At 67.6% G+C, this 24,797-nt stretch carries 24 protein-coding genes and 1 pseudogene; 13 read left to right on the top strand and 12 right to left on the bottom strand.

What is annotated here, in order from left to right:
- Positions 1-42 precede the first annotated feature (42 nt).
- Genes N536_RS0100480 through N536_RS41150 form a run of 3 tightly spaced genes read left to right on the top strand, consistent with a single transcriptional unit; the run spans position 43 to position 2,830 of the window.
- Entirely contained in the window at positions 43-1,221 is a 1,179-nt protein-coding gene (locus tag N536_RS0100480; RefSeq protein ID WP_029111812.1) for a flippase-like domain-containing protein, read from the top strand.
- 42 nt (positions 1,222-1,263) lie between these two features.
- On the top strand, positions 1,264-2,472 hold the full coding sequence (locus N536_RS0100475; protein ID WP_036435142.1) for a M23 family metallopeptidase: 1,209 nt from the start codon (positions 1,264-1,266) through the stop codon (positions 2,470-2,472).
- Positions 2,459-2,830, top strand: a complete 372-nt coding sequence (locus N536_RS41150; protein ID WP_081808981.1) for a DUF3054 domain-containing protein — start codon at positions 2,459-2,461, stop codon at positions 2,828-2,830. Before N536_RS0100475 ends, N536_RS41150 begins: the two co-directional genes overlap by 14 nt.
- On the opposite strand, the gene N536_RS36965 is transcribed toward N536_RS41150, so the two are convergent.
- The 4 genes from N536_RS36965 to N536_RS0100455 all read right to left on the bottom strand — a co-directional run bounded on the left by N536_RS36965 (position 2,745) and on the right by N536_RS0100455 (position 6,083).
- A complete protein-coding gene (locus tag N536_RS36965; protein WP_081808980.1) occupies positions 2,745-4,175 on the bottom strand; it encodes a HAMP domain-containing sensor histidine kinase in 1,431 nt (476 codons plus the stop codon). The genes N536_RS41150 and N536_RS36965 overlap by 86 nt on opposite strands.
- On the bottom strand, positions 4,176-4,853 hold the full coding sequence (locus tag N536_RS0100465; protein ID WP_197040055.1) for a response regulator transcription factor: 678 nt from the start codon (positions 4,851-4,853) through the stop codon (positions 4,176-4,178).
- An 86-nt stretch (positions 4,854-4,939) separates the two neighbouring features.
- The gene (locus N536_RS0100460; RefSeq protein ID WP_029111809.1) at positions 4,940-5,323 is read right to left on the bottom strand and encodes a heme-binding protein; all 384 of its coding nucleotides are present in this window, start codon (positions 5,321-5,323) and stop codon (positions 4,940-4,942) included.
- A gap of 172 nt (positions 5,324-5,495) precedes the next feature.
- Positions 5,496-6,083: a hemophore gene (locus N536_RS0100455; protein ID WP_029111808.1), complete on the bottom strand. Its 588-nt coding sequence runs from the start codon at positions 6,081-6,083 to the stop codon at positions 5,496-5,498.
- A gap of 307 nt (positions 6,084-6,390) precedes the next feature.
- On the opposite strand from N536_RS0100455, the gene N536_RS0100450 reads away from it, so the two are divergent.
- Genes N536_RS0100450 through N536_RS0100430 form a run of 5 tightly spaced genes read left to right on the top strand, consistent with a single transcriptional unit; the run spans position 6,391 to position 12,358 of the window.
- Positions 6,391-9,321 carry an MMPL family transporter gene (locus N536_RS0100450; RefSeq protein ID WP_029111807.1) on the top strand — a complete coding sequence of 977 codons (2,931 nt, stop codon included), beginning with the start codon at positions 6,391-6,393 and terminating at the stop codon, positions 9,319-9,321.
- Complete coding sequence (locus N536_RS0100445; RefSeq protein WP_029111806.1) at positions 9,318-9,836, top strand: helix-turn-helix transcriptional regulator; 519 nt, start codon at positions 9,318-9,320, stop codon at positions 9,834-9,836. Before N536_RS0100450 ends, N536_RS0100445 begins: the two co-directional genes overlap by 4 nt.
- 12 nt (positions 9,837-9,848) lie before the next feature.
- Complete coding sequence (locus N536_RS0100440; RefSeq protein WP_029111805.1) at positions 9,849-10,535, top strand: alpha/beta fold hydrolase; 687 nt, start codon at positions 9,849-9,851, stop codon at positions 10,533-10,535.
- A gap of 58 nt (positions 10,536-10,593) precedes the next feature.
- Positions 10,594-11,886: an O-acetylhomoserine aminocarboxypropyltransferase/cysteine synthase family protein gene (locus N536_RS0100435; RefSeq protein ID WP_029111804.1), complete on the top strand. Its 1,293-nt coding sequence runs from the start codon at positions 10,594-10,596 to the stop codon at positions 11,884-11,886.
- Positions 11,879-12,358 (top strand): CoA-binding protein, encoded by a 480-nt coding sequence (locus N536_RS0100430; protein WP_029111803.1) that lies wholly within the window; start codon positions 11,879-11,881, stop codon positions 12,356-12,358. The genes N536_RS0100435 and N536_RS0100430 overlap by 8 nt, the downstream gene beginning before the upstream one ends.
- On the opposite strand, the gene N536_RS0100425 is transcribed toward N536_RS0100430, so the two are convergent.
- Genes N536_RS0100425 through N536_RS0100415 form a run of 3 tightly spaced genes read right to left on the bottom strand, consistent with a single transcriptional unit; the run spans position 12,355 to position 14,545 of the window.
- On the bottom strand, positions 12,355-13,044 hold the full coding sequence (locus N536_RS0100425) for a hypothetical protein (protein WP_029111802.1): 690 nt from the start codon (positions 13,042-13,044) through the stop codon (positions 12,355-12,357). The two genes, N536_RS0100430 and N536_RS0100425, sit on opposite strands and share 4 nt — an antisense overlap.
- Positions 13,041-13,625, bottom strand: a complete 585-nt coding sequence (locus N536_RS0100420; protein WP_029111801.1) for a hypothetical protein — start codon at positions 13,623-13,625, stop codon at positions 13,041-13,043. The genes N536_RS0100425 and N536_RS0100420 overlap by 4 nt, the downstream gene beginning before the upstream one ends.
- Positions 13,626-13,666: 41 nt before the next feature.
- Complete coding sequence (locus N536_RS0100415) at positions 13,667-14,545, bottom strand: PhzF family phenazine biosynthesis protein (RefSeq protein WP_029111800.1); 879 nt, start codon at positions 14,543-14,545, stop codon at positions 13,667-13,669.
- A gap of 66 nt (positions 14,546-14,611) precedes the next feature.
- On the opposite strand from N536_RS0100415, the gene N536_RS0100410 reads away from it, so the two are divergent.
- Positions 14,612-16,600: a M13 family metallopeptidase gene (locus N536_RS0100410; RefSeq protein WP_029111799.1), complete on the top strand. Its 1,989-nt coding sequence runs from the start codon at positions 14,612-14,614 to the stop codon at positions 16,598-16,600.
- Between the two features lie 7 nt (positions 16,601-16,607).
- Positions 16,608-17,594 (top strand): magnesium transporter CorA family protein, encoded by a 987-nt coding sequence (locus N536_RS0100405; protein WP_029111798.1) that lies wholly within the window; start codon positions 16,608-16,610, stop codon positions 17,592-17,594.
- A gap of 9 nt (positions 17,595-17,603) precedes the next feature.
- Here the strand turns inward: N536_RS0100405 and N536_RS0100400 are convergent, their stop codons facing one another.
- Positions 17,604-18,647: a L,D-transpeptidase family protein gene (locus N536_RS0100400; RefSeq protein ID WP_029111797.1), complete on the bottom strand. Its 1,044-nt coding sequence runs from the start codon at positions 18,645-18,647 to the stop codon at positions 17,604-17,606.
- Positions 18,648-18,872: 225 nt separating this feature from the next.
- Between N536_RS0100400 and N536_RS0100395 the strand changes: the two genes are divergently transcribed.
- Complete coding sequence (locus N536_RS0100395; RefSeq protein WP_029111796.1) at positions 18,873-19,262, top strand: PPOX class F420-dependent oxidoreductase; 390 nt, start codon at positions 18,873-18,875, stop codon at positions 19,260-19,262.
- 1 nt (position 19,263) lies between these two features.
- Here N536_RS0100395 and N536_RS0100390 read toward each other — a convergent pair whose 3' ends face one another.
- Both N536_RS0100390 and N536_RS0100385 read right to left on the bottom strand, forming a co-directional pair.
- The gene (locus N536_RS0100390) at positions 19,264-19,563 is read right to left on the bottom strand and encodes a metal-sensitive transcriptional regulator (protein ID WP_029111795.1); all 300 of its coding nucleotides are present in this window, start codon (positions 19,561-19,563) and stop codon (positions 19,264-19,266) included.
- Positions 19,553-20,170, bottom strand: coding sequence for a DUF305 domain-containing protein (locus tag N536_RS0100385; protein ID WP_029111794.1), 618 nt, complete (start codon positions 20,168-20,170; stop codon positions 19,553-19,555). Before N536_RS0100385 ends, N536_RS0100390 begins: the two co-directional genes overlap by 11 nt.
- Before the next feature lie 79 nt (positions 20,171-20,249).
- On the opposite strand from N536_RS0100385, the gene ilvD reads away from it, so the two are divergent.
- On the top strand, positions 20,250-21,962 hold the full coding sequence (gene ilvD / locus N536_RS0100380; RefSeq protein ID WP_029111793.1) for a dihydroxy-acid dehydratase: 1,713 nt from the start codon (positions 20,250-20,252) through the stop codon (positions 21,960-21,962).
- Here ilvD and N536_RS41145 read toward each other — a convergent pair.
- Positions 21,959-22,242: pseudogene (locus N536_RS41145) on the bottom strand (hypothetical protein); the annotation flags it as partial. The gene ilvD and the pseudogene N536_RS41145 sit on opposite strands and share 4 nt — an antisense overlap.
- A gap of 253 nt (positions 22,243-22,495) precedes the next feature.
- Positions 22,496-23,077 (bottom strand): TetR/AcrR family transcriptional regulator, encoded by a 582-nt coding sequence (locus N536_RS0100370; RefSeq protein ID WP_051574120.1) that lies wholly within the window; start codon positions 23,075-23,077, stop codon positions 22,496-22,498.
- 35 nt (positions 23,078-23,112) lie between these two features.
- On the opposite strand from N536_RS0100370, the gene N536_RS0100365 reads away from it, so the two are divergent.
- A complete protein-coding gene (locus N536_RS0100365) occupies positions 23,113-24,783 on the top strand; it encodes an LVIVD repeat-containing protein (RefSeq protein ID WP_231514371.1) in 1,671 nt (556 codons plus the stop codon).
- The last annotated feature ends 14 nt before the right edge of the window (positions 24,784-24,797 follow it).

Here is a 24,797-nt window from a genome sequence, read left to right as displayed (position 1 = left end):
GGGACGCTGATTCGCTGGTGCGCCGCCGTTACCCTGAATGGCGTGTCGCACGATGCGCCCTGCGGCGACGCCAACCGCCCGGAGGGCCGCCAGCGCGGAAAATACTGGTGGCTGCGCTGGGTGGTCATCGGCGTCGCTGTCATCGTGCTGGCCGTCGAGGTGGTGCTGGTCTGGGATCAGCTCGCCAAGGCGTGGAAGAGCCTGCTGTCGGCGAACTGGTGGTGGGTGCTCGCGGCGGTCTTCGCCGCGCTGGCGTCGATGCACAGCTTCGCGCAGATCCAGCGGACCCTGCTGAAGTCCGCTGGCGTGCACGTCAAGCAGTGGCGGTCGGAGGCCGCGTTCTACGCGGGCAATGCGCTGTCCACCACGATGCCCGGCGGTCCGGTCCTGTCGGCCACGTTCGTCTATCGGCAACAACGGATTTGGGGCGCGTCGCCGGTGGTGGCGTCGTGGCAGCTGGTCATGTCGGGCGTGCTGCAGGCGGTGGGCCTGGCGCTGCTCGGCCTCGGCGGCGCGTTCCTGCTCGGGGCGAGCAAGAATCCGCTGTCGCTGATCTTCACGCTCGGCGGCTTCGTCGCACTGCTGCTGCTTGCGCAGTCGGTGGCGTCCAACCCCCAGCAGATCGACGGCATCGGGGTCCGCGTGCTGTCGTGGGTCAACTCCGTGCGCGGCAAGCCGGCGGACACCGGCCTGGACAAGTGGCGCGAGATGCTGCAGCAGCTGGAGTCGGTGAGCCTGAGCCGCCGAGCGCTGAGCGTCGCGTTCAGCTGGTCGCTGTTCAACTGGGTCGCCGACGTGGCGTGTCTGGCGTTCGCGGCGTACGCCGCCGGTGGCAAGCCGTCACTCGCCGGCCTGACGGTGGCCTACGCGGCGGCGCGCGCGGTGGGGTCGATTCCGCTGATGCCCGGCGGCCTGCTCGTCGTCGAGGCGGTGCTGGTGCCCGGTCTGGTGACCAGCGGCATGACGCTGGCCTCGGCGATCTCGGCGATGCTGATCTATCGCCTGGTCAGCTGGATCTTCATCTCCGGAATCGGTTGGGTGGTCTTCTTCTTCGTGTTCCGCACGGAGAAGGACCTCGATCCCGACGCGACGATCGACCCGGCCGCGGGCGACGAGCCCGCCGAATTCAGCCCCGACCCGGAGGCCATCTACGCCCCGGAGAGCCGGACGCCCGAGCAGGCCGAGCCCGAAGCCAGACGCGAGCCCGAATCCGAGCCATAGGATCAACGCGTGCCCCCAAGCGTCCGCGGCCTCGTCGCGATCATGGCCAGTGCGGTCTTGGTGGGAGCCTGTTCGTCCTCGACGCAGACGCCGTCGCCGTCCACCGAGTCGTCCCCGGCCCCTTCGACGAACGCCGCACCCGTGGTCCCGACCCCGATGCTGGCCGACGTGATCGCGGCACCGATTCCGGTGCCCGCCACCGACGGCAAGGTACATCTCGCCTACGAGCTCAAGCTGACCAACGCGCTCGGCCAGGACATGACCCTGGCATCGGTGACCGTCAAGGCCGGCGACAGGACGCTACTGTCATTGACCGGTGACCGGTTGGCGTACTGGACACGGATCCTCGGCAACAAGGAGCCGACCACGAAGGTGGGACCGGCGCAGAGCGTCATCGTCTGGCTGGACGTCGTCATCGACGGCGCTACCGGTGCCACACCCGCTGTGCCACAAGAACTCTCGCACACCGTTGTGGTCGACCTGTCCAAGCCGGCGCCACCGCTGCTGCCCGCGCGGATGACGGCCGACGTCGCGCCGGTGACGGTGTCGACGCACGAACCGCCGGTCATCGCCCCTCCGCTGGATGGACCCCGCTGGTTGGACGCCAACAGCTGCTGCGACATGACCGCACACCGGATGGCGCTGAACCCGTTGAACGGTCAGTTGTGGGCCGCGGAGCGCTTCGCGATCGACTACGTGCAGTTGGGCCCCGACGGCACCCTCTACCACGGCGACGTCGCGAAGCCCGAGAGCTACCCGTACTTCGGCGACGACATCCACGCCGTCGCCGACGGCCCCGTGGTGTCCGTGTTGGATGGGCTACCCGAGCAGGTGCCCGGTCAGAGTCCGACGGGTCTGCCACTCGAACAGTACGGCGGCAACCACGTCGTCCAGGACATCGGAGACGGCAACTATGCGTTCTACGCCCACATGAAGACCGGCACCGTCAAGGTGAAGCCGGGCGACCGGCTGACCTCCGGTCAGGTGATCGGCAATCTCGGCAACTCCGGCAACACCGACGCACCGCATCTGCACTTCCACGTGATGAGCGGCCCGGATCCGTTGATGGCCAACGGTGTTCCGTTCCTGCTCAAGTCGTTCACGCTCGACGGCCGGCTGCAGTCGATCGACGCACTCGGCGACATGCTCGACGGAGGCAAGCCGGCCGCCCTGGTTCCCGGCTTCACCGCCCGGGACGAAACCAACGTCAGCCCATTGGTTTACGACCTGATGACCTATGGCACCGGATAACGCCGGGTCGCGGCCCGCCGCGGCATTGCTCGCCGACGTCGCGTGCGTCCTGCTGTTCGCGACCGTCGGGCGGCGCAGCCACGCAGAGGGCATCACCATCGCCGGCGTCGCCGAGACGGCGTGGCCGTTCCTCGCTGGGACCGCGGTCGGCTGGCTCGCGATACGCGGCTGGCGCAGACCCACGACGCTGGCACCGACCGGGCTCGTCGTCTGGGTCTGCACCGTCGCGGTCGGAATGCTGTTGCGCAAGGCGACGTCCGCGGGTACCGCGGTCAGCTTCGTGGTTGTCGCTTCCCTAGTGACCGCCATCCTGCTACTCGGCTGGCGCGCCGTCGCAATGGCCCTGGCTCGGCGCTGACCGACTCGCCGTCGTCCCGATCCTCTTCCGGCTCAGGGGAACTCGTCACGGTCAGCGTCGCACGCAGCCCGCCGAGCGGCCCGTCGGACAGTTCGATGGTCCCGCCGTGCAGCGCGGCCTGCTGGGCGACGAGGGCCAGCCCAAGGCCCGAACCGCCTGGCGCCGCCGTACTGCCCCTGGCGAACCGGCCCAGGACCAACTCGTGCTCGTCGGCGGGCAACCCGCGACCGTTGTCGTCGACGATGATCGTCAGCACGTCACCGGATCGCGACGCCGTCAAGACGATTCGCGTCGCCTCACCGTGCGCCACGGCATTGCGCACCAGGTTGTCCACCGCCAGTCGCAGGCCACCCGGCCAGCCCCAGAAGGTGCCGATGTCATCGGCTTCCACGACGATCTCGACATCGCTTCCCGCACGGGCATTCTCGCGGGCCACACGGTCGAGCATGTCCGTCACGTCGATCAGCTCGCGGTCCTCGACCTGGGCGAGCTGTCCAGAGGCCAACTGGCCCAGCGCGGTGATGATGGCCTCGACGCGGCGCTGCGAGCGCAGCAGGTCCGCCACCACCTCTTCGCGTTCCTCGGGAGGCAGGTCGTGGATCCGCAGGGTGTCGAGATCGGCGCGCATGGCAGTCAGCGGGGTACGCAACTCGTGGGCGGCGTTGGCGGCGAAGTCCTGTGCCGCCTGCAGCGAGTTCGTGGTGGCCTGCTGGGCGGCCGCCAGGCGGTCGAGCATCCCGGCCATCGCGTCGGACAGCTCCTCGGCTTCCCGCGCGCCCGTCACCGCCTCCATCGTGTCGGTGCCCTTGCCCAGCCGCATGGTCTGCGCGGTCAAGCGGCGCAACGGCCGGATCGCCGGACCGGCAAGCAGCCAGCCCAGGCCCGCGGCGATGAGCACCGTCGCGACGCCGACGGCCGTGTACAGCGGAATGCGCGCGCGGCTCAACAGGATGCTGTCGGCGCGGATGCCGACGGACATGACCACGCCACCCTGCTGATCCAGCTTGACCGTGCGCACCCGGTACTCGACGTCGTTGACGCGGACGTTCTCCGTGCCCGGATCCAGCTGCGGCAGTTGCAGGCCGCGCTGGAACACCACCTGGCCCGTCGACGGTGACCGGCCCGTGGTGAGCACCCCTCGGCTCGGATCACTGAGCTGCTCGGGGTACATGCTGGCGTCGACGATCGAGTCGAGCCGCCGATCCAGTTGCACGGCATCGTTGTTCGCCAATACCACCGACGTCAGGATGGTGAACACCGCGACGACCGCTGCCGCCGCCGCTGCGGCGGCCAGAGCGACCCTGGTACGCAGCGAGGCCGAGCGGCCGAATCGAGGGAGCCGCACTTACGGATCGTCGCGCAGCACGTAGCCGATCCCGCGCACGGTGTGGATCACCCGCGGATGACCGTCCCGCTCGAGCTTGCGCCGCAGGTAGCTGATGAACACGTCGGCAACGTTGGTGTCGACTTCGAAGTCGTAGCCCCACACCAATTCGAGCAGCCGCTGCCGGGACAACACCACGCCGCTGTTCTCCGCCAGCACGGCCAGCAGATCGAATTCACGCTTGGTCAACTCGACCCGTTCACCGTCGACGAAGACCAGGCGGCGAGACGTGTCGATGGTCAACGGCCCGACCGTCATGGTGTCCGACGGCTGATCGGAATGACTCGACCGGCGCAGCAGCGCATGCAGCCGCGCCACCAACTCGCCAAGGTCGAACGGCTTGGTCAGATAGTCGTCCGCCCCCGCCTCGAGGCCGGCGATGCGATCGTTGACCGTGTCCCGCGCGGACAGCACGCAGATCGGAATGTCGTTGCCCAGCGCGCGTAGTGCCGTCACCACGGCCACGCCGTCGAGTTCGGGCATCTGCACGTCCAACACCAACGCATCGTGGGTTTCGTTGGACAGCAGCCGCAGCGCTTCCTTGCCTGTCGCGGCGACCCGCACGTCGAAACCCGAGTGGCGCAGCCCACGCGCCACCGAGGTCCTGACGTCCGGATCGTCGTCGACCATCAGCACCATGCGGCCCGCGCCCTCGTGCCCCGGCACGTCTCGCCCGAGATCTTCCTCGTTACTGGTATTTGCCCCCTGCCGAACCGGCACGGGGACTAAGGCAGATCAGGCGCCGGTGCCGAACCGCAGCGATTCTTCAGATCGACCAACGGCTGGCGGATGCCCGTCAGATCGGTCTTCACGACCGGGTTGCCGTCGAGGTAGGTCCGCACCTGGGCCCGGACCTCGTCGCGGGGCAGGCCTTCGAGGCTGGTGAAGAACCAGTTCACGTCCGGGTGGGTGAAGAGGTACGCCGACGTGGCCGCAGACACGCCCGACGCGACACCGGCCAGGTCGGCAGCGGAGCAGTTGGGCGGGTTCAGGGCCGGATCGTCGGCCATGGCGGACGGGATCGCGCCGAACAGCATCGCGCCGGTGACTGCGCCGGCGCCCATGGCGCCAGCAACCGCGCGCCGCCCTGTACGCATCGAGACCAACATGGTCGAGCTCCTTCTTCGAAAGCGGAGAGGTGGCAACCACGAGCGGTTACCGACACCGAAAAGCTAAGCAGAATCGGACACGACTTTCTTGCCTTGCGCCCAAGTCGTCACGAGAAACCCTGAAGATCCAGTTCAGGGTCGTACCGCCGGCGGTGTCGTACGCCGGGCTCGGCTACCTGGTGGTGGCCGCGGAGGGTCCGGGAAGGGGTCCGGTGCCCGGGCCGACGGTCGACGCGGGCGACGGCTGCGCCGGCAGCACGGTGCCTGGCACGGCGACCGTCTGCGCCGTGGCCGGACCCGTTGGCAAACTCGCCGGCGACGCGGCACCGGGCAGCGAACCCGCCTGCGAACCGGCGCCCTGCAACAGACCCATCAGCTGCGGGAGGGTCAACGGCAGCCTGCACTTCGTGGACAAGTTGACGAGCGGCTGCTGCAGCTGCTGCATGTCCTTGCTGGCCTGCGGGTTGGCGTCGAAGTACGCCTTGAGGGCCACCAACGACTGTGCGCCACCCTGCTGCTGGGAGATGGTGGTCATCGCGGCGTTCGTCTGCGGGTGCGAGTCGAGGTAGGTGCCCATCGACGTGGCTACCGAGCCAACGGTCTTCGCGACCTCACTGGCGGCGCAGGGATCGGACGCGGCCGTCGCCGATGGCGACGCGGCGCCGAGCGCGGCAACCACCACACCACCGGCTGCGGTTACAGCGAACACCGTGCCGAGTCCGCGTCGCGCGGTCCCGAAGGTCTCGAAGGCCCAAGTCACGGTTGACTCCTCACGATTCACAGGCGGCCGATGTGCGCAAAATGGCTTGCCATCGGCGGCGATCCAGTCCCGACCCGGAAACAGCCGAACGCCATCTTGCCATCACCGCGGCGCGGGGGCGCAATTCGTCCAGCAAATACGCAGGTCAACCGAAGAGGGATGCCAGGGGGATCCAGAGGGGCGGGCCGCACCGGCGATCGGCACTGCGACCTCGGCCTCGCGCGGGGCGCGGACCTTACCTCGTGCTGTTATAGCGTTACGCTACGAAACGCCGGGGAGAAGGCAGGGGTTCGTCATCCAGCAGTTCATGATGCGGTTGAGCAGCAACCTGCGCAGATTCCGCTGGGCCGTCTTCGTGGCGTGGCTGCTCCTCCTCGCGCCCTCGGTGTTTCTGGCGTTGAACCAGTCGGGCAACCTCACCGGCGGCGGCTTCGAGGTCGCGGGTTCGCAGTCGCTGCACGTGCAGTACGAGCTCGAGGATCACTACCCCGACCAGAGTGCCTCGCCGCTCGCGCTCGTCGCCGCCCCGCGGGCGGACGCCTCGTTCCAGGACATGAACGACGCCGTCGCGCAGTTGGAGCGCATCGCCGCGGAGGTCCCGAGCGTCAAGGTCGTGCCCAACCCGCAGCAGCCGCCACCGCAACCCGACCGGCCCTACGTCGTCAGCTTGGCGCTGGACTTCAACAACTCCGGTGCCGTGGACGTCGCGAAACAGTTGCGCGCCAAGGTCGGCACCAACGGTGACCAGCCGGGCCAAATCAAGGACGGCGAGGTCAAGCTCTACGTCATCGGCCAGGGCGCGCTCGGCGCCGCCGCCAGCGAGGCGACGAAGCACGACATCACGCAGGCCGAGAAGTGGAACCTGCCGATCGTCCTGATCGTCCTGCTGGCCGTGTTCGGATCCCTTGCCGCGGCGGCGATGCCGCTCGTGCTCGGCATCTGCACCGTCGTGGTGACCATGGGCGTGGTGTATCTGCTGTCGATGTACACGCAGATGTCGGTGTTCGTCACGTCGACGGTCTCCATGTTCGGCATCGCGCTCGCCGTCGACTACTCCCTATTCATCCTGATGCGATTCCGGGAGGAACTACGGTCCGGCCGCGATCCGGCCCAGGCGGCGGACGCGGCGATGGCGACCTCCGGGCTCGCGGTCCTGCTGTCCGGGTTGACCGTGATCGCCTCGATGACGGGCATCTACCTGATCAACACCCCGGTGCTGGCGTCGATGGCCACCGGAGCCATCCTGGCCGTCGCGGTGGCGGTGCTGACGTCGACCACGCTCACCCCCGCCGTGCTGGCCACCTTCGGCAGGGCGGCGGCCAAGCGGTCGTCGTGGCTGCACTTCTCCCGGCGACCCGATACGACGCAGTCCCGGTTCTGGACCCGCTGGGTGGGTTCCGTGATGCGCAGGCCGTGGCTGTCGGCGCTCGCCGCGACGGCCTTCCTGCTCACCCTCACCGCGCCTGCGTTCGACATGACCCTCGGCAACAGCCTGCAGCGGCAGTTCGAGCCGACCCACGAGATCCGCGGTGGCGTCAACGCCGCCGCCGAGGCGCTCGGGCCGGGCGCACTCGGGCCGGTGCGCGTGTTGGTCACCTTCCCCACGCTGACGGCCAACGAGCCCCAGAACACGACCGCCCTCGAGGACGTCCGGCAGGAGATGACGCAGGCGCCGAACGTCATCTCGGTGTCGCCGCCGGTGTTCAGCGACGACAACCACAGTGCGTTGTTCTCCGCGGTGCTGTCGGTCGACCCCGAGGACATGGGCGCGCGGACGAGCATCGACTGGATGCGCCAGCACCTGTCCGGGCCGCCCGGCGAGCAGGTGAGCATCGACGTCGGCGGGCCCACCGCGCTGATCAAGGACTTCGACGACCGGGTGGCCGCCACCCAGCCCGCCGTGTTCGGGTTCGTCGCGCTGATCGCGTTCGTGATGCTGCTGATCTCGATCAGGTCGGTGTTCCTGGCCCTCAAGGGCGTGTTGATGACCGTGCTGTCAGTGGGCGCGGCATACGGCAGTCTCGTGGTGGTGTTCCAATGGGGCTGGCTGGAAGCGCTTGGCTTCCAACGACTTTCGTCGCTCGATAGCACCATCCCGCCACTCGTCCTTGCGATGACCTTCGGGTTGTCGATGGACTATGAGATCTTCCTGCTGACCCGCATCCGGGAGCGGTTCCTGCAGACCAACAACACCCGCGACGCGGTCGCCTACGGCGTCAGCACCAGCGCCCGCACCATCACCAGCGCGGCGCTGATCATGATCGCCGTGTTCGTCGGCTTCGCCTTCGCAGGCATGCCGCTGGTCGCGCAGCTCGGCGTGGCGTGCGCGGTGGCGATCGCCGTGGACGCCACCGTGGTGCGACTGGTCCTGGTGCCCGCGCTGATGGCGATGTTCGCGCAGTGGAACTGGTGGCTGCCGCGCTGGCTCGACCGCATCCTGCCGTCCGTGGACTTCGAGAAGCCCCTGCCGAAGGTGGACATCGGCGACCTCGTCATCATTCCCGACGACATCTCGGCCCTGGGCCCGTCGGGCTCCGACATCCGGATGGTGGTCAAGTCGGCCGCCAAGCTCAAGAACCTCGCCCCGCAGACGATCACCGTGGCCGATCCGCTCGCGTTCAGCGGGTGCGGCCCGGTGGCGCAATTGGTCGGCGCCCGCCCCAAGGGCGGCGACGGGCCGCCGGGCGCGCGGCAGACGTCGGGCCGGTTCCACCGCACGAACGGCGCGGGTGTCACCAAGTCAGTCACCACCCGGGCCGTCCACCCGGTGACCATGTGGCGCGGACGGCTTTCGGTGGCACTCGACGCACTGGCCACCGAGGCCGCCGACACCGACCGGCCGGTGGTGGAACGTCGGACCCCGATGGAGACCACCAACGTGCAGCTGCCGACCGGCGACAGGTTGCAGATCCCGACGGGCGCCGAGACGTTGCGGTTGAAGAGCTACCTCATCATGTGCCGCAATTCCGCCAAGGACTTCGCAGAGTTTGCCGATCTCGTCGACTCCATGGAAACTCAGACCGCGGCAGTGGTGCTCGCCCGGATGGACCGGTATTACTGTGGTCAGCACCCGAGAAGTCAGTGGGTGGCCACACAGTTGGTGCGCCGACTGGCCGATCCCCATCCCTCGGACGTGGACGACGCCTGGATCTCGGGCTCGGACGCCGATGCCGAATGGGAGCAGGTCAGGCGGCGTTGCCTGTCAGTTGCGGTAGCGATGCTGGAGGAGGCGAGGTGACGTTGGCTGCCGACGCGCGTCGCGACAATGGCCGCCCGGCTGCCCCCGCGGCCACGGCGCCACGCCGCCCGCAGGCCGACAGTCGGCCCGTCGAATTCTGGCCCACGTCGGCAATTCGGTCTGCGCTGGAGAACGACGACCTCACGGTCTGGCAACGCATCGTCGTCGCGATCAAGCGCGACCCGTATGGCCGCACTGCCCGCCAGGTCGAGGAAGTGCTGGAGACGGCGCAGCCCTACGGAGTTTCCAAGGCGATGACCGAGGTGTTGATCCGCAGCCGCGAACACCTCGAGGCCAATGAATGCGCCGAGGTGGCTCGCCACGTCCGCCTTCTGCTGGACCGCTCCGGCCTCGGCCAGCACGAATTCGCCTCCCGCATCGGGGTGCCCACCGACCGGTTCGGCGCCTACGTCGAAGGCACGGCCACGCCGTCGGCATCGCTGATGATTCGGATGCGCAGGCTCTCCGACCGGTTCGCCAAGATGCGCAGCGAGCGTGCCGGCAGGCCGGGCTGACGCTCGACGTCCATGCGCACCACGTTCGTCCTCATCCCCGGCGCCGGGGGCAGCGCGTGGTACTGGCATCGCGTCGTCCCGCTGTTGGACGCCGCAGGCACGGACGCCATCGCCGTGGACCTACCCGCGGCTGACGACTCCGCCGACCTCACCAGGTACGCCGACGTCGTGGTGTCGGCGATCTCGGGCATCGAGGGTCCACTGGTGCTGGTCGGACAGTCGATGGGCGCCTTCACCGCGCCGATGGTCGCCGAGCGGATGCCCGCGGCCATGATCGTGCTGGTCAATCCGATGGTGCCGACTGCGGGCGAGTCGCCAGGGCAATGGTGGGACGCGACGGGGCAGGGCGAGGCGATGGCCGAGCACTTCCGTCGAATCGGCTTGGGCGACAAGGACTTCGACCCGGCCGAGGATTTCTTCCACGACGTACCCGAACAGGTCCGCGACGAGGCGTTCAGTCAGCCGGAGCCCCGTCAGTCCGACACCCCGTTCGGCCAGACGTGGCCGCTGAGCGGGTGGCCGAACGTGCCCACCCACGTGGTGGTAGGCAGCGACGACCGGTTCTTTCCACTGGAGTTCCAGCGCCGACTGGTCCGCGACCGCCTCGGCCTGGACGTCGACGTCCTTCCCGGCGGCCACCTCATGGCGCTGAGCCGGCCTCGCGAATTGGCCGAACGGCTGCTGTCGTACCTGCCTTAACGATCCCGGCGAGCACAACCCTGGGCTTGCGCCCCTCGCGGACCTACGCTGCACATCCGTGACCGACCGAACCTACGGGCTGGCGACCCGGGCGATCCACGCCGGGCAACGGCCCGACGCCGGCACCGGCGCCCGCGTGGTCCCGATCTACGCCAACGCGGCGTTCGTGTTCAGCGACACCGATGACGCGGCCAATCTCTTCGCGCTGCAGAAGTACGGCAACGTCTACAGCCGGATCGCGAATCCGACGGTGGCCGCGCTGGAGGAGTGCATCGCCAGCCTGGAGGGCGGGCTCGGCGCGGTGGCCACGGCGAGCGGACTGGCGGCGCAGTTCGCGGTGTTCGCCGCACTGGCGGGCGCCGGTGACCACATCGTCGCCGCGGGCAGTCTGTACGGCGGCACCGTCACCCAGTTGGACGTGTCGCTGCGGCGCTTCGGCGTCGACACCACGTTCGTCACGGGCACCGATCCGGCCGACTACGCGGCAGCGGTCACCGACCGGACGCGGCTGATCTTCACCGAGGTGATCGCGAACCCGTCCGGCGAGATCGCCGATCTGGCAGGCCTGGCCGCGGTGGCTCGCGCCGCAGGCGTGCCGCTCGTCGTCGACTCCACCGTCTCGACGCCTGCCCTGTGCCGACCCATCGAACACGGCGCCGACATCGTCGTGCACTCGGCGACGAAGTTCCTCGGCGGCCACGGCACCACGCTGGGCGGCGTGGTGGTCGACTCGGGTCAATTCGATTGGGGCTCTGGACGATTCCCGCAGATGACCGAACCGGTGGCCGCGTACGGCGGGCTGAGCTGGTGGGGAAACTTCGGCGAGTACGGCTTCCTCACCAAGGTGCGCAGCGAGCAGCTCCGCGACTTCGGTGCCAGCCTCGCCCCGCAATCGGCGTTCCAGTTGTTGCAGGGCGTGCAGACGCTGCCGCAGCGGATGGCCGCGCACGTCGCCAACGCCAGGCGGGTGGCGCAGTGGCTGGCCGACGACCCGCGCGTCGAGTACGTGCGCTGGGCCGGGTTGCCTGCCCATCCCCACCACGACCGGGCAGCCACCTACCTCCCCGACGGGCCCGGCGCGGTGTTCGCGTTCGGTGTCCGCGGCGGGCGCGAGGCCGGCGCCCGCTTCATCAACTCGGTCCGGCTGGCGAGCCATCTCGCCAACATCGGTGACGTCCGCACGCTGGTCATCCATCCCGCCAGTACGACGCACCGGCAGCTCACCGACGACCAGCTGCGCGCCGCAGGCGTGGGCCCGGAGTTGGTGCGCATCAGCGTCGGCATCGAGGACGTCGACGACATCCTGTGGGACCTCGATCAGGCATTGAGCGTGGCGGCGAAGGATGACTGACCGCACCTGGGTCGGACCCGACGCCCTGGCGCGCCAACGGATCCTGCGCGACACGCGCACCGTGGCGATCGTCGGCGCCTCGGCGAACCCCGCGCGGGCAAGCTATTTCGTGTGGACGTACCTCAAGTCCACCAGTGACTACGAGGTGTACCTGGTCAACCCGACCATCACCGAGGTCGACGGCACACCGGTGTACCCCACCGTGGCGGCGCTGCCGGTGGTTCCCGATCTGGTCGACGTGTTCCGTCGCCACGACGACCTGCCGTCGGTGCTCGACGACACCGTCGCCGTCGGGGCGAAGACGATCTGGCTGCAGCTGGGGCTGTGGCACGAGCAGGTGGCCAGCGACGGCGAGGCCGCGGGGTTGCAGGTGGTGATGGACCGGTGCCTGAAGATCGAGCACGCCCGCTTCCACGGCGGGCTGCACCTGGCCGGGTTCAACACCGGCGTGATCGACTCGCGCCGAACCTAGCGCGCGTTGATCGGCGTCACGTCGAGCACCAGCCACTTGCCGCTGTCCTTGGTCAGGGTGATCCGCAGCGCCAGCACCGCGACGTCCTGCGGCTTGCCCGGCGCGTTCTGGGTACCGCGCATCACCACCGCCACGCTGGCCGCGGCGGGCCCGAGGGCCTCCACCCCGGCCGAGATGGTGCTGGCCTGACCCGAGATGTTCTTGCTGCCCAATTCCTTTGCGACCGCGGCGAATTCGCTGCGATAGGCGTCCGCGCGCTCCGGCGTCATCAAGCCGGTGGCCCGGTCGATCGAGGCGTTCGGATCCTGCGGGGTGAAGGTCGCCGACGCTTCGGCGACGCTGCTGGCGATGCCGACCACCTCGGCCGTGTCGTCGTGCATGGCGCGGTCGGGCACCGTCCACCGGGTGTAGCCGACCACGACCGCGGCGACCAGCGCCACCGTCGCCAGCCCCGCGAGCGCCAACCGCAGTCCTGGTCCCTCGTCGTCGGTGCCCACGGTCACGCCGTCCCTGCGGTACAGCACCAGGTTGACGATCATGCCCTGCACGACCAGCAGGCACAGCACCGAGCAGACCGAGACCCACCACACCGGCCAGGCAAGCGCGACACCGACGTAGACCAGTCCCGCGATCGCGGCCAACGGCGCCAGGACGTCGAACGCGAGGACACGCAACCGGTTCCTCATCGGATGGTCTCCAACTGCGAGATCAGCAGCTTGCCGTCGACGTCGGAAACACCGAGACGCAGATTCCAGCGGACCGGCTGCGGCTGCGCACCCGTGTTCTGACTCACTGAAGTGGCGACGACGAGCACGGTGTCGGTGCGCGACGCCACCGTAGACAGCTCGGGCTGCGGGGCCTGCGCCCCGGGGCCCGGCAGCTGGTGGTGCAGCGACTCGATGGACACCGAGTCCACCTGGCCTGCCGTCTCCGACTTGAGCTTCAGCACCAGCTGTTTGAACGGCTCGACCGTCGACTCGAAGTCGGCGTTGAGTTGACCCACCGTCCCGTCGTGCAGCTTGCGCAGGCTGGTGTCGACGGTGCCGGCGTTCATGTTGATCAGCACGTTGGTCCAGTCGGCGGCGGCCTGCAGCACGCTGGTCTGGTAGCGGCGTTCGTCGAGCTCACTGCGGTGGCCCGACCAGATCATCAGCCCCAGTACGACGGCGACCACCGACACCAGGCCCAGCACGGCCGAGCCGATGCCGTAGCCGGTGAAGACGCTGCCACCGCGGTAGGTGCGCGCCGCGTCGGGCTCCTCAGGCATGGGCGTGAGGCTACCTGGCGCTATTCAGCCCCTCGTTCGCGTCACGGCAGCACGTCGATCACGCCGTGTCCGACGAAGGCGACGTCGCCGCCGACCGTCACCCCTTCGACGGCCTCGGCACTGCCGTCCGCGCGCACGCGCAGCTGGCTCGGGCGGCCGGTGAACCGGCCCTGGTTCACGATGAAGGAGTCGCCGCCGCGGACCAGCCCGTGGCGCAGCCGGTAGGCGCCGATCGTGCCCGCGGCGCTACCCGTCGCCACGTCCTCGATGATGCCGTCGTTGTTCCAATGTCGAACTTCGACGGCCGATTCGTCGAGCAGCACCGCGAACTGGGCGCCGACGCCTGCCAGCAGCTCCGTGATGTCGCGTGAGATCCGTGCCCGTACCAACGCGCCGGGCCGGACCGGCACGATCAGGTAGCGCAGTCCCGTGCTCACGACTTCCATGGGTAGGTCTTGAGCGAGATCGTGCGGCGCGAGATCGAAGGCAGCCGCCACTGCGTCACCGTCGGTCGCCGTGCCGAGGAATTCCGGCGTGCCCTGGTCCAAGGCTCCCGAGTAACCCGTCGGCGTGGCCTCCGTCGTGACATGGACCGTCTTGGCGGCGAGGTCGAACCGCCAGCTCTGCGCGCCGACCGCTCCCGAGCGTTGATGCAGCACCGCCGCCGCCCCGATGATCGGGTGTCCGGCGAACGGCAATTCCTCGAACAGATCGAAGATCCTCGCGCTCACCGTGCGGGGCTGATCCGTCGGCCGGATGAAGATGGCTTCGAAGTGCCGCATTTCCTGGGCGATGCGCAGCATCTGCTCGGCAGTCAGGTCTCCGACGTCGGGAAACACGGGCACGCTGTTGCCGCCGAACGGGGAGCGAGTGAAGACGTCGACGTGACTGTAGGCGAGATTCGCGGGGTTCTCCGTCACGCCCCGGACACTATGCCCGGCCGACGCGTCAATGTGCACTCTGGTGACCGATGGCAGGATGGTCGGGTGACGCTAGAAGCCATTCGTTCCGGTATCGACCTCAGCTACGTCGACCCCGCTGCCCGCCCGCAGGACGATCTGTTCGGCCACGTCAACGGTCGCTGGCTGAAGGACTACGACATTCCCGCCGACCGCGCGACCGACGGCGCGTTCCGGCTGCTCGCCGACCGCGCCGAGGAACAGGTGCGCGACCTGATCACGGAAGCGGCGGATCTTGCCGCCCCGGCCGGGACGGACGAGCAGCGGATCGGCGATCTGTACGCCAGCTTCATGGACACCGAAACCGTCGCCCGCATCGGCCTGCGTCCACTGCTCGACGAGCTCGCGGTCATCGACGGCGCCACGACGCCGGACGCGTTGGCGCAGGTGCTCGGCGGCCTGCAGCGCACCGGCGTCGGCGGCGGCACCGGCGTGTACGTCGACACCGACTCCAAGGACTCGACGCGCTACCTGTTGCACCTGTCGCAGTCCGGTATCGGCCTGCCCGACGAGTCCTACTACCGCGACCCGCAGCACGCCGAGATCCTGGCCGCCTATCCCGGTCACATCGCCCGCATGTTCACGCTGGTGCTCGGCGACGAATACGTCGGGGAGTGGGAAGACACCGCAGCACGGATCGTCGCCCTGGAGACCAAGATCGCCGCCGCGCACTGGGACGTCGTCAAGCGTCGCGACGCCGATCTGACCTACAACCTGCGCACCTTCGCCGACCTGCCCACCGAGGCGCCCGGCTTCGACTGGACTGGGTGGCTCACCGCACTGGGCACCTCACCGGAGGTCGTCTCCGAGGTGGTCGTGCGCCAGCCCGACGTACTGACGTCGTTCGCCGCGCTGTGGGTGGGCGAGGACCTCGACGACTGGAAGTGGTGGCTGCGCTGGCGTTTGATCAATTCGCGCTCGGCGATGCTGACCGACGAACTGGTCGCCGAGAACTTCGACTTCTACGGTCGCACCCTGTCCGGCACCGAGCAGATCCGCGACCGGTGGAAGCGCGGCGTCTCCCTGGTGGAGGGGCTGATGGGCGACACGGTCGGCAAGCTCTACGTCGAGCGCCACTTCCCGCCCGACGCCAAGGCGCGGATGGACGAACTGGTGGCCAACCTGCGCGAGGCCTACCGGGTCAGCATCAGCGACCTGGACTGGATGACGCCCGAGACGCGCGAACGCGCGCTGGCCAAGTTGGACAAGTTCACCCCGAAGATCGGTTACCCGGTTCGGTGGCGGGACTATTCGGCGCTCGTCATCGAACGCGACGACCTGTACGGCAACTACCGGCGCGGCATCATCGTCGAGCACGACCGCGACCTGGCCAAGCTCGGCAGCCCGGTGGACCGCGACGAATGGTTCATGACGCCGCAGACCGTGAACGCGTACTACAACCCGGGGATGAATGAAATCGTCTTTCCCGCAGCCATTCTGCAGCCGCCGTTCTTCGACGCCGAGGCCGACGACGCGGCCAACTACGGCGGCATCGGTGCGGTGATCGGGCACGAGATCGGGCACGGATTCGACGACCAGGGCGCCAAGTATGACGGTGACGGAAACCTCGTCGACTGGTGGACCGACAGCGACCGCGCCGAATTCGGCGCCCGCACAAAGGCTTTGATCGAACAGTACGAGGGCTTCGTCCCCCGCGGCCTGGGCGAGGACAAGCACGTCAACGGCGCGTTCACCGTCGGGGAGAACATCGGCGACCTCGGCGGTCTGTCGATCGCGCTGCTGGCGTACCAGCTGTCGCTGAAGGGGAAGGAAGCCCCGGTGATCGACGGGCTGACCGGCGTGCAGCGGGTGTTCTTCGGTTGGGCCCAGGTGTGGCGCACCAAGTCTCGCGACGCCGAGGCCGTCCGGCGGTTGGCCATCGACCCGCACTCGCCGCCGGAATTCCGGTGCAACGGCGTGGTCCGCAACATCGACGCGTACTACGACGCATTCGACGTGCACGAGTCCGACGAGCTGTACCTCGAGCCTCAGCGCAGGGTGCGGATCTGGAGCTGACGCGCCGGTGACCGAGAAACGCGGGCGCGTGTGGCGGGCAGGCAAGCCGCAGGACGACTTCGAGTTCGCCTCCATCTCGGACTACCTGGTCGAGAAGGACACCCTGGTGTGGGCCGACATCTACGACCCGGACCACGCCGCCCTCGCCGACCTGGCGCAGGAGCTCGGACTCAACGCCCTCGCGGTGGAGGACGCGGTCGCTGACGCCGAGCGCACCAAGGCGTCGGTCTACAAGACGCACACGTTCTTCACGGTCTACGCCGTCGAGCCCGCCGAAGACGCTGACGACGGCCAATCGAGCCTGTCCACACACCGCATCTCGGGCTTCGTCCTGCCGCAGGGGCTCGTCACCGTGCGGCTGTCGCCCTACTTCAATATCGACACCGTCTCCCAACGCTTCGACGAACTAGGCGGCCAGGAATACGGGGTCGGCGCTCTCGTCCACGGCCTCCTCGACGTCGTGGTCGACGGCCACTTCACGGCGGTGCAGTGCCTCGACGACGCCATCGAGTCGCTCGAGGACGACCTGTTCGCCGACACCGCCCCGAAGACGGGCCTGCAACGGCGCACCTTCCGGCTGCGCAAGGATCTCGTCGAGCTGCGCCGGGTGGTCCTGCCGATGCGTGAGGTGGTCAGCGCGATACAACATCGTCGTCTCGACGCCAAGACCGCGCCGGAACTCGATCCGCTGTACGTGGACCTCTACGACCACGTGCTGCGCGCCTCGGAGTGGACGGAGTCGTTGCGCGACATGGTCACGACGGTGTTCGAGACCAACCTGAGCCTGCAGGACGCCCGGCTCAACACCGTGATGAAGAAGCTGACCGGCTGGGCGGCCATCATCGCCGTGCCGACAGCGGTCACCGGCTTCTACGGCCAGAACGTGGTGTACCCCGGCATCGAGACGGTCACCGGGTTCATCACCAGCACCGCGATCATCGTGCTACTCGTCGCGGTGCTCTACGTCAGCTTCAAACGCCGAGACTGGTTGTAGCGCAGCGGATCAAACCTGCCAGTCCTGAGCGCCGTCGGGTTGGTTGTAGGTGCCGACGGAGTTCTTCACGACGATGGGATCGCCGCTGCCGAAGTTGTCGTAGAACCACTGCGCGTTGGCGGGCGCGAGATTGATGCAGCCGTGGCTGACGTTTCGCTTGCCCTGATCAGCCACCGACCACGGCGCGCTGTGCACGAAGTTGCCGCTGTTGTCGATCCGCACGGCGTTCTGCACCGTCAGCTTGTAGCCCTCGGCGGCGGTGCTCGGCACGCCGTACGTCGCGGAATCCATGACGATGGTGGGGAACTTCTCCAGCACGTAGTACGTGCCGTTCGGGGTTGCGTGGCTGGGCTTGCCCATCGACACCGGGAATGTCTTCTCCACCTTGCCGTTTCGAACGACGGTCATCTGGTGGGTGGCGTCGTCGACCGTGGCGACCAGCGACTCACCGGTGCGGAACGTCGACTTCGTGCCACCGGCGTCGATGAACACGTTGGTGTTGGCGGGCCAGAAGTTGATCGGGCGCCACCTCAGCTGGGTGTCGCTGGCCCAGTAGAACTTGCCGGGCACAGGCGGCACCGACGAGATGTGGACGGCGTCCTGGGCCAACTGTCGGTTGGCGATCGGCCGCGCGAAGTTGATGTAGATCGGCCTGGCCACCCCGACCATCGACCCGTTGGACGGGTTGAAGGTCGGCGGCGCGAATACCGGCTGACCCGTGTAGGGCGTCGGGTCCTGGCCCGCGGGCGTGCCCTCGGGGATGACCGTCGGCTGGGCGGGGACGGCCAGCGGATCGACGGGCGGCGGCGCCAGCGGGTCGCCCGGGGGCGGAGGCGGCGGGTCCCACGGCATGGGCGGCAGTTGGAAGGGCGGCGGCGGCACCTCCGGCGGCGGCGGTGGGGCCGGCTGCTCCACGGGTGGTGCGTCGATGCCCGCGGGGTCGGGATTGACCTCCGGATCAGCCCACGCAGATGGGCCGTTCAGGGCCAACCCACCGATGAGTCCGGCCGCGAAGATCGCGGTGATCAGTCTCTTTACATTCCGCTGCGGCATGCGCCACCTCCAATACAAAACTCCATCAAGTGTGGCACAGCGCGAAGGGCACCCATCGCCGACGACGGGTGTCCGGACCCGACCTCCGTACCGGGAAACGGCACTGACCTGGTGAGTTGATCGCGGGGACGAACAAGAGTGTTACTTCGGGCTCAATGCCGAGGAAGGGTTCTCCGGGTCCCCGCGTTGGTCAGTTGGTACCTACGTCGATTGAGAGGGACTGCCGTGGTCGCGATACCCGAGGGGTATGAACATCTGCTCGAACGCCCGCTGTACGCCCACCTGGCCACCACTCGCCCGGATGGCACGGTCCAGGTGAACCCGATGTGGTTCGACTGGGACGGCGAGGTGCTGCGGTTCACCCACACCACCAAGCGGCAGAAGTACCGCAACGTCACAGCGCACCCGCAGGTCGCCCTGTCGATCGTCGATCCCGACAACCCGTACCGGTACCTCGAGGTGCGGGGCAACGTCGAGCGCATCGACCCCGACCCAGCGGGCGACTTCTACTTGCATCTCAACGACCGCTACAGCGGCCCGTCCACGGAGCCGCCGCCCGACCACCCCGACCGGGTGGTGTTCGTGGTGCGGCCGACGGCGGTCAGCAAGCAGTAAGTCAGGACTTGACCAGTCGGGCGATGGCGGCCGAGGCCTCGGCGAGCTTCTTGTCGGCCTCGTCGCCACCCTCGGCGACTGCATGGGTGACGCAGTGGCCGAGGTGCTCGTCGAGCAGTCCGAGTGCGACGGACTGCAACGCGCTGTTGACCGCGCTGATCTGCGTCAGGACGTCGATGCAGTACTTGTCGTCCTCGATCATCTTCGCGATGCCGCGGACCTGACCCTCGATGCGCCGCAGTCGCTTCGCGTAGTTGTCCTTGTTGGTCGAATAGCCGTGCTTGGCGGCGTCATCCGTCATGTGTCACCGTTCCCATCTGCTGCATCTGAGTGATCTCGGCTTCCTGCGCGGTCACGATCTGCTGCGCCACGCTCTTCGCGTCGGCGTTCACGCCGTTGGCGATCTCCGCCTTGGCCATCTCGATCGCGCCCTGGTGGTGCCCGATCATCGAGGACAGCCACAGCGTGTCGAATTCGTTCCCGCGCAGTGTCTCGAGCGTCTTCATGGTCGCCTCGTCGACCATTCCCTGCATCGGTGCGCCGTGTCCGGCGTGCGGGTCCGGCGTGGGCTCATCCCCCGAGCCACCTTCCTTCCACTGCACCAGCAACACCTTCATGGTCTCGATCTCGGGCCCTTGGGCGGCCGCGATACCGGCCGCGAGCTTGATCAGCGCGGGATCGGTGGACCGGTCCGGCACCATGTTCGACAACTGCACCGCCTGTTGGTGGTGCGGGATCATGTTGGTGGCGAACGCGATGTCGTCGGCATTGAAGTCGGCCGGGTGCTGCGCCGCGCTGGATTCGGTGCCCGACGGATGCTCGGTGTGGTCCTCGTTCGCCGGGCTACTACACGACGGCAGGACCAATGCGGTGGCCGCAACGGCAAGTGCCGCGATGAACGACTTCATGCCTCCAGCTTACCTAGTACCCCACCGGGGTATCCCAATTCGTTTGGTCGCGTAGCAGCGCGAAGGCATACTTGACCTCATGTCTTCAGCCCCCTCAGGACAAGAGCACGACATCAAGCCGCGCAGCCGCGACGTCACGGACGGCCTGGAGAAGACTGCGGCCCGCGGCATGCTCCGGGCGGTCGGCATGGGTGACGACGACTGGGCCAAACCGCAGATCGGTGTCGGCTCGTCGTGGAACGAGATCACGCCATGCAACATGTCGCTGCAGCGGCTGGCCCAGTCCGTCAAGGGCGGCGTGCACTCTGCGGGCGGCTACCCGCTCGAGTTCGGCACCATCTCGGTCTCCGACGGCATCTCCATGGGCCACGAGGGCATGCACTTCTCCCTGGTCTCCCGAGAGGTGATCGCCGACAGCGTCGAGACCGTGGTGCAGGCCGAGCGCCTGGACGGGACCGTGCTGCTGGCCGGCTGCGACAAGTCGATCCCCGGCATGCTCATGGCTGCGGCCCGGCTCAACCTGGCCTCGGTGTTCTTCTACAACGGCTCGATCATGCCGGGCGTCGCCAAGATGACCGACGGTTCCGAGCGGGAAGTCACCATCATCGACGCCTTCGAGGCGGTCGGGGCATGTGCACGCGGGTTGATGTCGCGTGAGGACGTCGACATCATCGAGCGCGCCATCTGCCCCGGCGAAGGCGCGTGTGGCGGCATGTACACCGCCAACACCATGGCGTCGGCGGCCGAAGCGCTCGGTATGTCGTTGCCGGGCAGTGCATCTCCCGTGGCCATCGACAAGCGGCGCGACGACTATGCCCGCAAGTCCGGCGAAGCGGTGGTGGAGATGCTGCGCCGCGGCATCACCACCAGCGACATCCTCACCAAGGAGGCGTTCGAGAACGCCATTGCCGTCGTGATGGCCTTCGGTGGGTCGACGAACGCCGTGTTGCACCTGCTGGCCATCGCTTGGGAAGCCAACGTCAAGCTGACGCTGGCGGACTTCACGCGCGTCGGGCAGAAGGTGCCACACCTGGCCGACGTGAAGCCCTTCGGCCGCCACGTCATGAAGCACGTCGACGAGATCGGCGGCGTGCCCGTCGTGATGAAGGCACTGCTGGATGCCGGTCTGCTGCACGGGGATTGCCTCACCGTCACCGGCCAGACGATGGCCGAGAACCTCGCCCACATCGAACCGCCGGACCCCGATGGCAAGGTGCTGCGGGCGATGAACAACCCGATTCACCCGACGGGCGGCATCACGATCCTGCACGGGTCGTTGGCTCCCGAGGGCGCCGTCGTGAAGTCGGCGGGTTTCGACTCCGACGTGTTCGAGGGCACCGCAAGGGTTTTCGAGCGGGAGCGGGCAGCGCTGGATGCGCTCGAGGACGGCACCATCACGCACGGCGACGTCGTCGTCATTCGCTACGAGGGACCCAAGGGCGGTCCAGGCATGCGCGAGATGCTGGCCATCACCGGCGCGATCAAGGGTGCGGGTCTCGGCAAGGACGTGCTCCTGATGACGGACGGCCGGTTCTCCGGTGGGACGACGGGGCTTTGCGTCGGGCACATCGCGCCAGAGGCCGTGGACGGCGGGCCGATCGCCTTCGTGCGCGACGGCGACCGCATTCGGCTCGACGTCGCCAAGGGCACGCTCGACCTGCTTGTCGACAAGGACGAATTCGAGTCGCGCAAGGTCGGTTTCGAGCCGCTGCCCCCGGTGTACAAGTCGGGTGTCCTGGCCAAGTACACCAAGCTGGTCGGCTCCGCGGCCGTCGGAGCCGTCTGCAGCTAGTTGTTGGTTGGTGGCGGTTTCGGTTGGTACGGGCTGTACCACCACCAGTCGGCGCGTTCGCCGGTCGGTCCCTTGCAGGGTGGGACGTCGGGCTGGGGTGTCGTCGGCGGGCGGGCGAGTGATCCCGCCCTCATGGGTCGACCACGTTGGTCGGTGACGACGAGATCCTGGGCGGGTCCGGTGATGGTGATGACGCCGCGATGATGGGCCCGATGGTGATGCGGGCAGACCAGCCGTCCTCCCAATGGATTAGGTGGTGAGCGTGTAAACCACGCGTCGCGCGGACGATCTCGCGGACGATCTCCACGATGCGGCCGTCGATCGCGTTGCGCTGGCCGGTCAACTCCGACAACTCGTCGAAGAACGCGTCCAGACGCTCAACCGGGCTCACCTCAGGAACCAAAGACGCTGCCGGCGAAGGCATAACACCATCAAAGCAGAGGGGTACGACAGAAAAGCGGTCATCGCGTGACCTGCGAGGAGGTCGGTCATTGCTGCGACAAAGTGTCGTGCACGGGCGCCCTCACGAGCATCTAGGGCTTTCCGACGCCGCGCAGGATGCCTTGGATGTGGCTGTTGAGTTCGGCGGCGTCGGCGAACATCGGCACGTTGCGGGCGAAGCCGTTGAAGACACCGTCGAGAAAGGTCAGGGTGACCAACGTTTGTTGTTCGAGTAGCACCGGGTCGTCGGCCGCGGCGGGATCGGCAGCGATGACCGCTTTGGCTCGCGTGTAAAACTCCCAGCCAATCGCCTTGACACGCTCGTCCAAGTCGGGGTGGCGGACCGCGTGAAATGTCAACTCGACTCGTGCCTTGTTCAGCAGCGCACCGGACCCCTCTGAGTACAGCATCACCATGTTGGCTAGCCCATGCGTGCCCGGGCGCTCGGGCGCCGAGCCAGTACTTTCGGTCCAGGCGATCATGTCGCACAGGTAGCGATCTGCGACGCGGTCGAAGACCCCGCGCAGCAGGGCATCACGGGTACGAAAGTATCCCGATGTGGTGCCCTCAGCGAGGCCGACCTGTTTGTCGACGGCGCGGTGCGTGAGTGCGCGAATCCCGCCGCTGGCGATGAGTTCGATGGCGGCGTCACATAACTCGCGACGGCGCCGCACGGGATCATATTGACGTCGGGCAACGATGCAACGAAGTGTATACAACCGCGTCCCTCAACGAACGCGCCACACCGATTTTCTTCTATTTTTGTAGTGAATCTTCTACGTCAGTAGTAAGGTCCGCTTTCATGTTTGCCAAAGCCGGCCGGCGGTGGGGTAACCGTGACACGGTCGCTGGCCGCTTGGATCCGCGGGACTACCGGCTGTTCGTGTGGGCGATGGTGACGGTGATGCTGCTGTCCAATGCTGGGCCAGCGTCGGCCGACGTGCCCCCCGGATTCAACATGGCCACCGACGTGTGGCCGACTGCCGTGGCGCCGGCGACATGCCGCCCGAGTGATCGGATCGAAACCGGGCTGCAGGGCGAGGTAACCTCCGAGGACCGGCAATCCGGGCGCAGCGCCTTGGGCTACAACTGCAATATCGACCTGGTCGGCCAGTTACAGGGCCAGGGCGCCAGTTTCGTCAGCGCCTCCTACAAGAACTGTGCCTACGTCGCTTCGACCCGGAACAACGGGCTCGGGGTGCGGGTCATCGACGCCACCGATCCTGCCCATCCGAAGTTGACCGCGATACTCAACGACGCGGCGATGTTTGACGGCACTTGGGAGTCGTTGAAAGTCCACGAAGGACGTGGGCTGCTCGCAGGAACCGGGGCTGGTTTCGGGCTCGGTGTCGGCTATATCGCGCTATACGACATCGCCAGCGATTGCGCCCATCCCCGGTTGCTCAATACCGAACGCGGATCGCTGCCGGGGTTGCGGATCCCGATGCTCACACACGAGGGCAATTTCTCTCCCGACGGCAACACGTACTGGGCCACGGGGCAACTGTGGGCCAGTGCCGTTGATGTAAGTGACCCGAGCAATCCTCACGTCGTGTGGAGCGCGCCTGCCGGCTTTGCAGCCCATGGCATGGATTTCACGCCCGACGGCGACACATTGTTCATGTCCACCATCAACGGCATCAACGTGCTCGACTCCACAGCCGTGCAGGATCGAGCCGAGCCGGGAACAATGCACCAGCTGCTCCCTATGCGCGGCAATGTGCACTGGGCTGACGGGCTGGCCAACCAGCACAGCATCTATGTCACCTACCGCGGGGTGCCGCATCTGTTCAACGTGCAGGAGGCGGGTTCGGGTGGGGTGCGACTCTTCGACGCCTCCGACTTGTCAAACTTGACGTTGCGCAACAGCATCAAACTGGAAATTGACCTGCCCACGCATCAGGACCGCGCATTCACCAGTGCCTCGAACAACGGCTTCTTCTCCTACGATCCGCACTACTGTTCGGTCGACAGGCACGACGACCCGCAGGCGCTGGCCTGTGGTTGGCAACAGTCCGGCGTCCGCGTCTTCAATGTTCGCAACCCCGACGACATCCGCGAAATCGCCTACTACAACCCACACGCGGCAGTCGGACGCGACGCGGACCTCACGAACTCCGCACACATCGCGTTCACCCGTCTGGCAGGTGCCCAGCCCGTCCTCTCGGCACTCTTTCCCGTTGCGCGAGCGATCCTCGATGGGGACATCCAGGGCCCCGACGCCCAAATCCCCGGTCGACGGTTCCGAGGCGGACCCGACCTCACCGCCGACTGGTGCATGTCACCGCCGGAGTTCCGCGGCAACCTGCTCTACGTCACCTGCTCGGACAACGGCTTTCAGGTGCTACGTCTGGATCCGTCTATCTATCCGCCCACATGAGCCGCGCTCGCTGG

The sequence above is a fragment of the Mycobacterium sp. URHB0044 genome, assembly GCF_000620625.1.
GTDB lineage: Bacteria > Actinomycetota > Actinomycetes > Mycobacteriales > Mycobacteriaceae > Mycobacterium.
Note: the sequence above shows the minus strand (reverse complement) of the source record. Positions and strands in the feature narration are given on the sequence as shown.

Excerpts from the sequence above, each read along its gene's own strand:
- N536_RS0100475 (WP_036435142.1), top strand. The coding sequence starts at position 1,264 with ATGGCCAGTGCGGTCTTGGTGGGAGCCTGTTCGTCCTCGACGCAGACG.
- N536_RS41150 (WP_081808981.1), top strand. The coding sequence starts at position 2,459 with ATGGCACCGGATAACGCCGGGTCGCGGCCCGCCGCGGCATTGCTCGCC.
- N536_RS0100465 (WP_197040055.1), bottom strand. The coding sequence starts at position 4,853 with ATGGTGCTGATGGTCGACGACGATCCGGACGTCAGGACCTCGGTGGCG.
- N536_RS0100460 (WP_029111809.1), bottom strand. The coding sequence starts at position 5,323 with ATGTTGGTCTCGATGCGTACAGGGCGGCGCGCGGTTGCTGGCGCCATG.
- N536_RS0100450 (WP_029111807.1), top strand. The coding sequence starts at position 6,391 with ATGATGCGGTTGAGCAGCAACCTGCGCAGATTCCGCTGGGCCGTCTTC.
- N536_RS0100440 (WP_029111805.1), top strand. The coding sequence starts at position 9,849 with ATGCGCACCACGTTCGTCCTCATCCCCGGCGCCGGGGGCAGCGCGTGG.
- N536_RS0100430 (WP_029111803.1), top strand. The coding sequence starts at position 11,879 with ATGACTGACCGCACCTGGGTCGGACCCGACGCCCTGGCGCGCCAACGG.
- N536_RS0100425 (WP_029111802.1), bottom strand. The coding sequence starts at position 13,044 with ATGAGGAACCGGTTGCGTGTCCTCGCGTTCGACGTCCTGGCGCCGTTG.
- N536_RS0100420 (WP_029111801.1), bottom strand. The coding sequence starts at position 13,625 with ATGCCTGAGGAGCCCGACGCGGCGCGCACCTACCGCGGTGGCAGCGTC.
- N536_RS0100400 (WP_029111797.1), bottom strand. The coding sequence starts at position 18,647 with ATGCCGCAGCGGAATGTAAAGAGACTGATCACCGCGATCTTCGCGGCC.
- N536_RS0100390 (WP_029111795.1), bottom strand. The coding sequence starts at position 19,563 with ATGACGGATGACGCCGCCAAGCACGGCTATTCGACCAACAAGGACAAC.
- N536_RS0100385 (WP_029111794.1), bottom strand. The coding sequence starts at position 20,170 with ATGAAGTCGTTCATCGCGGCACTTGCCGTTGCGGCCACCGCATTGGTC.
- ilvD (WP_029111793.1), top strand. The coding sequence starts at position 20,250 with ATGTCTTCAGCCCCCTCAGGACAAGAGCACGACATCAAGCCGCGCAGC.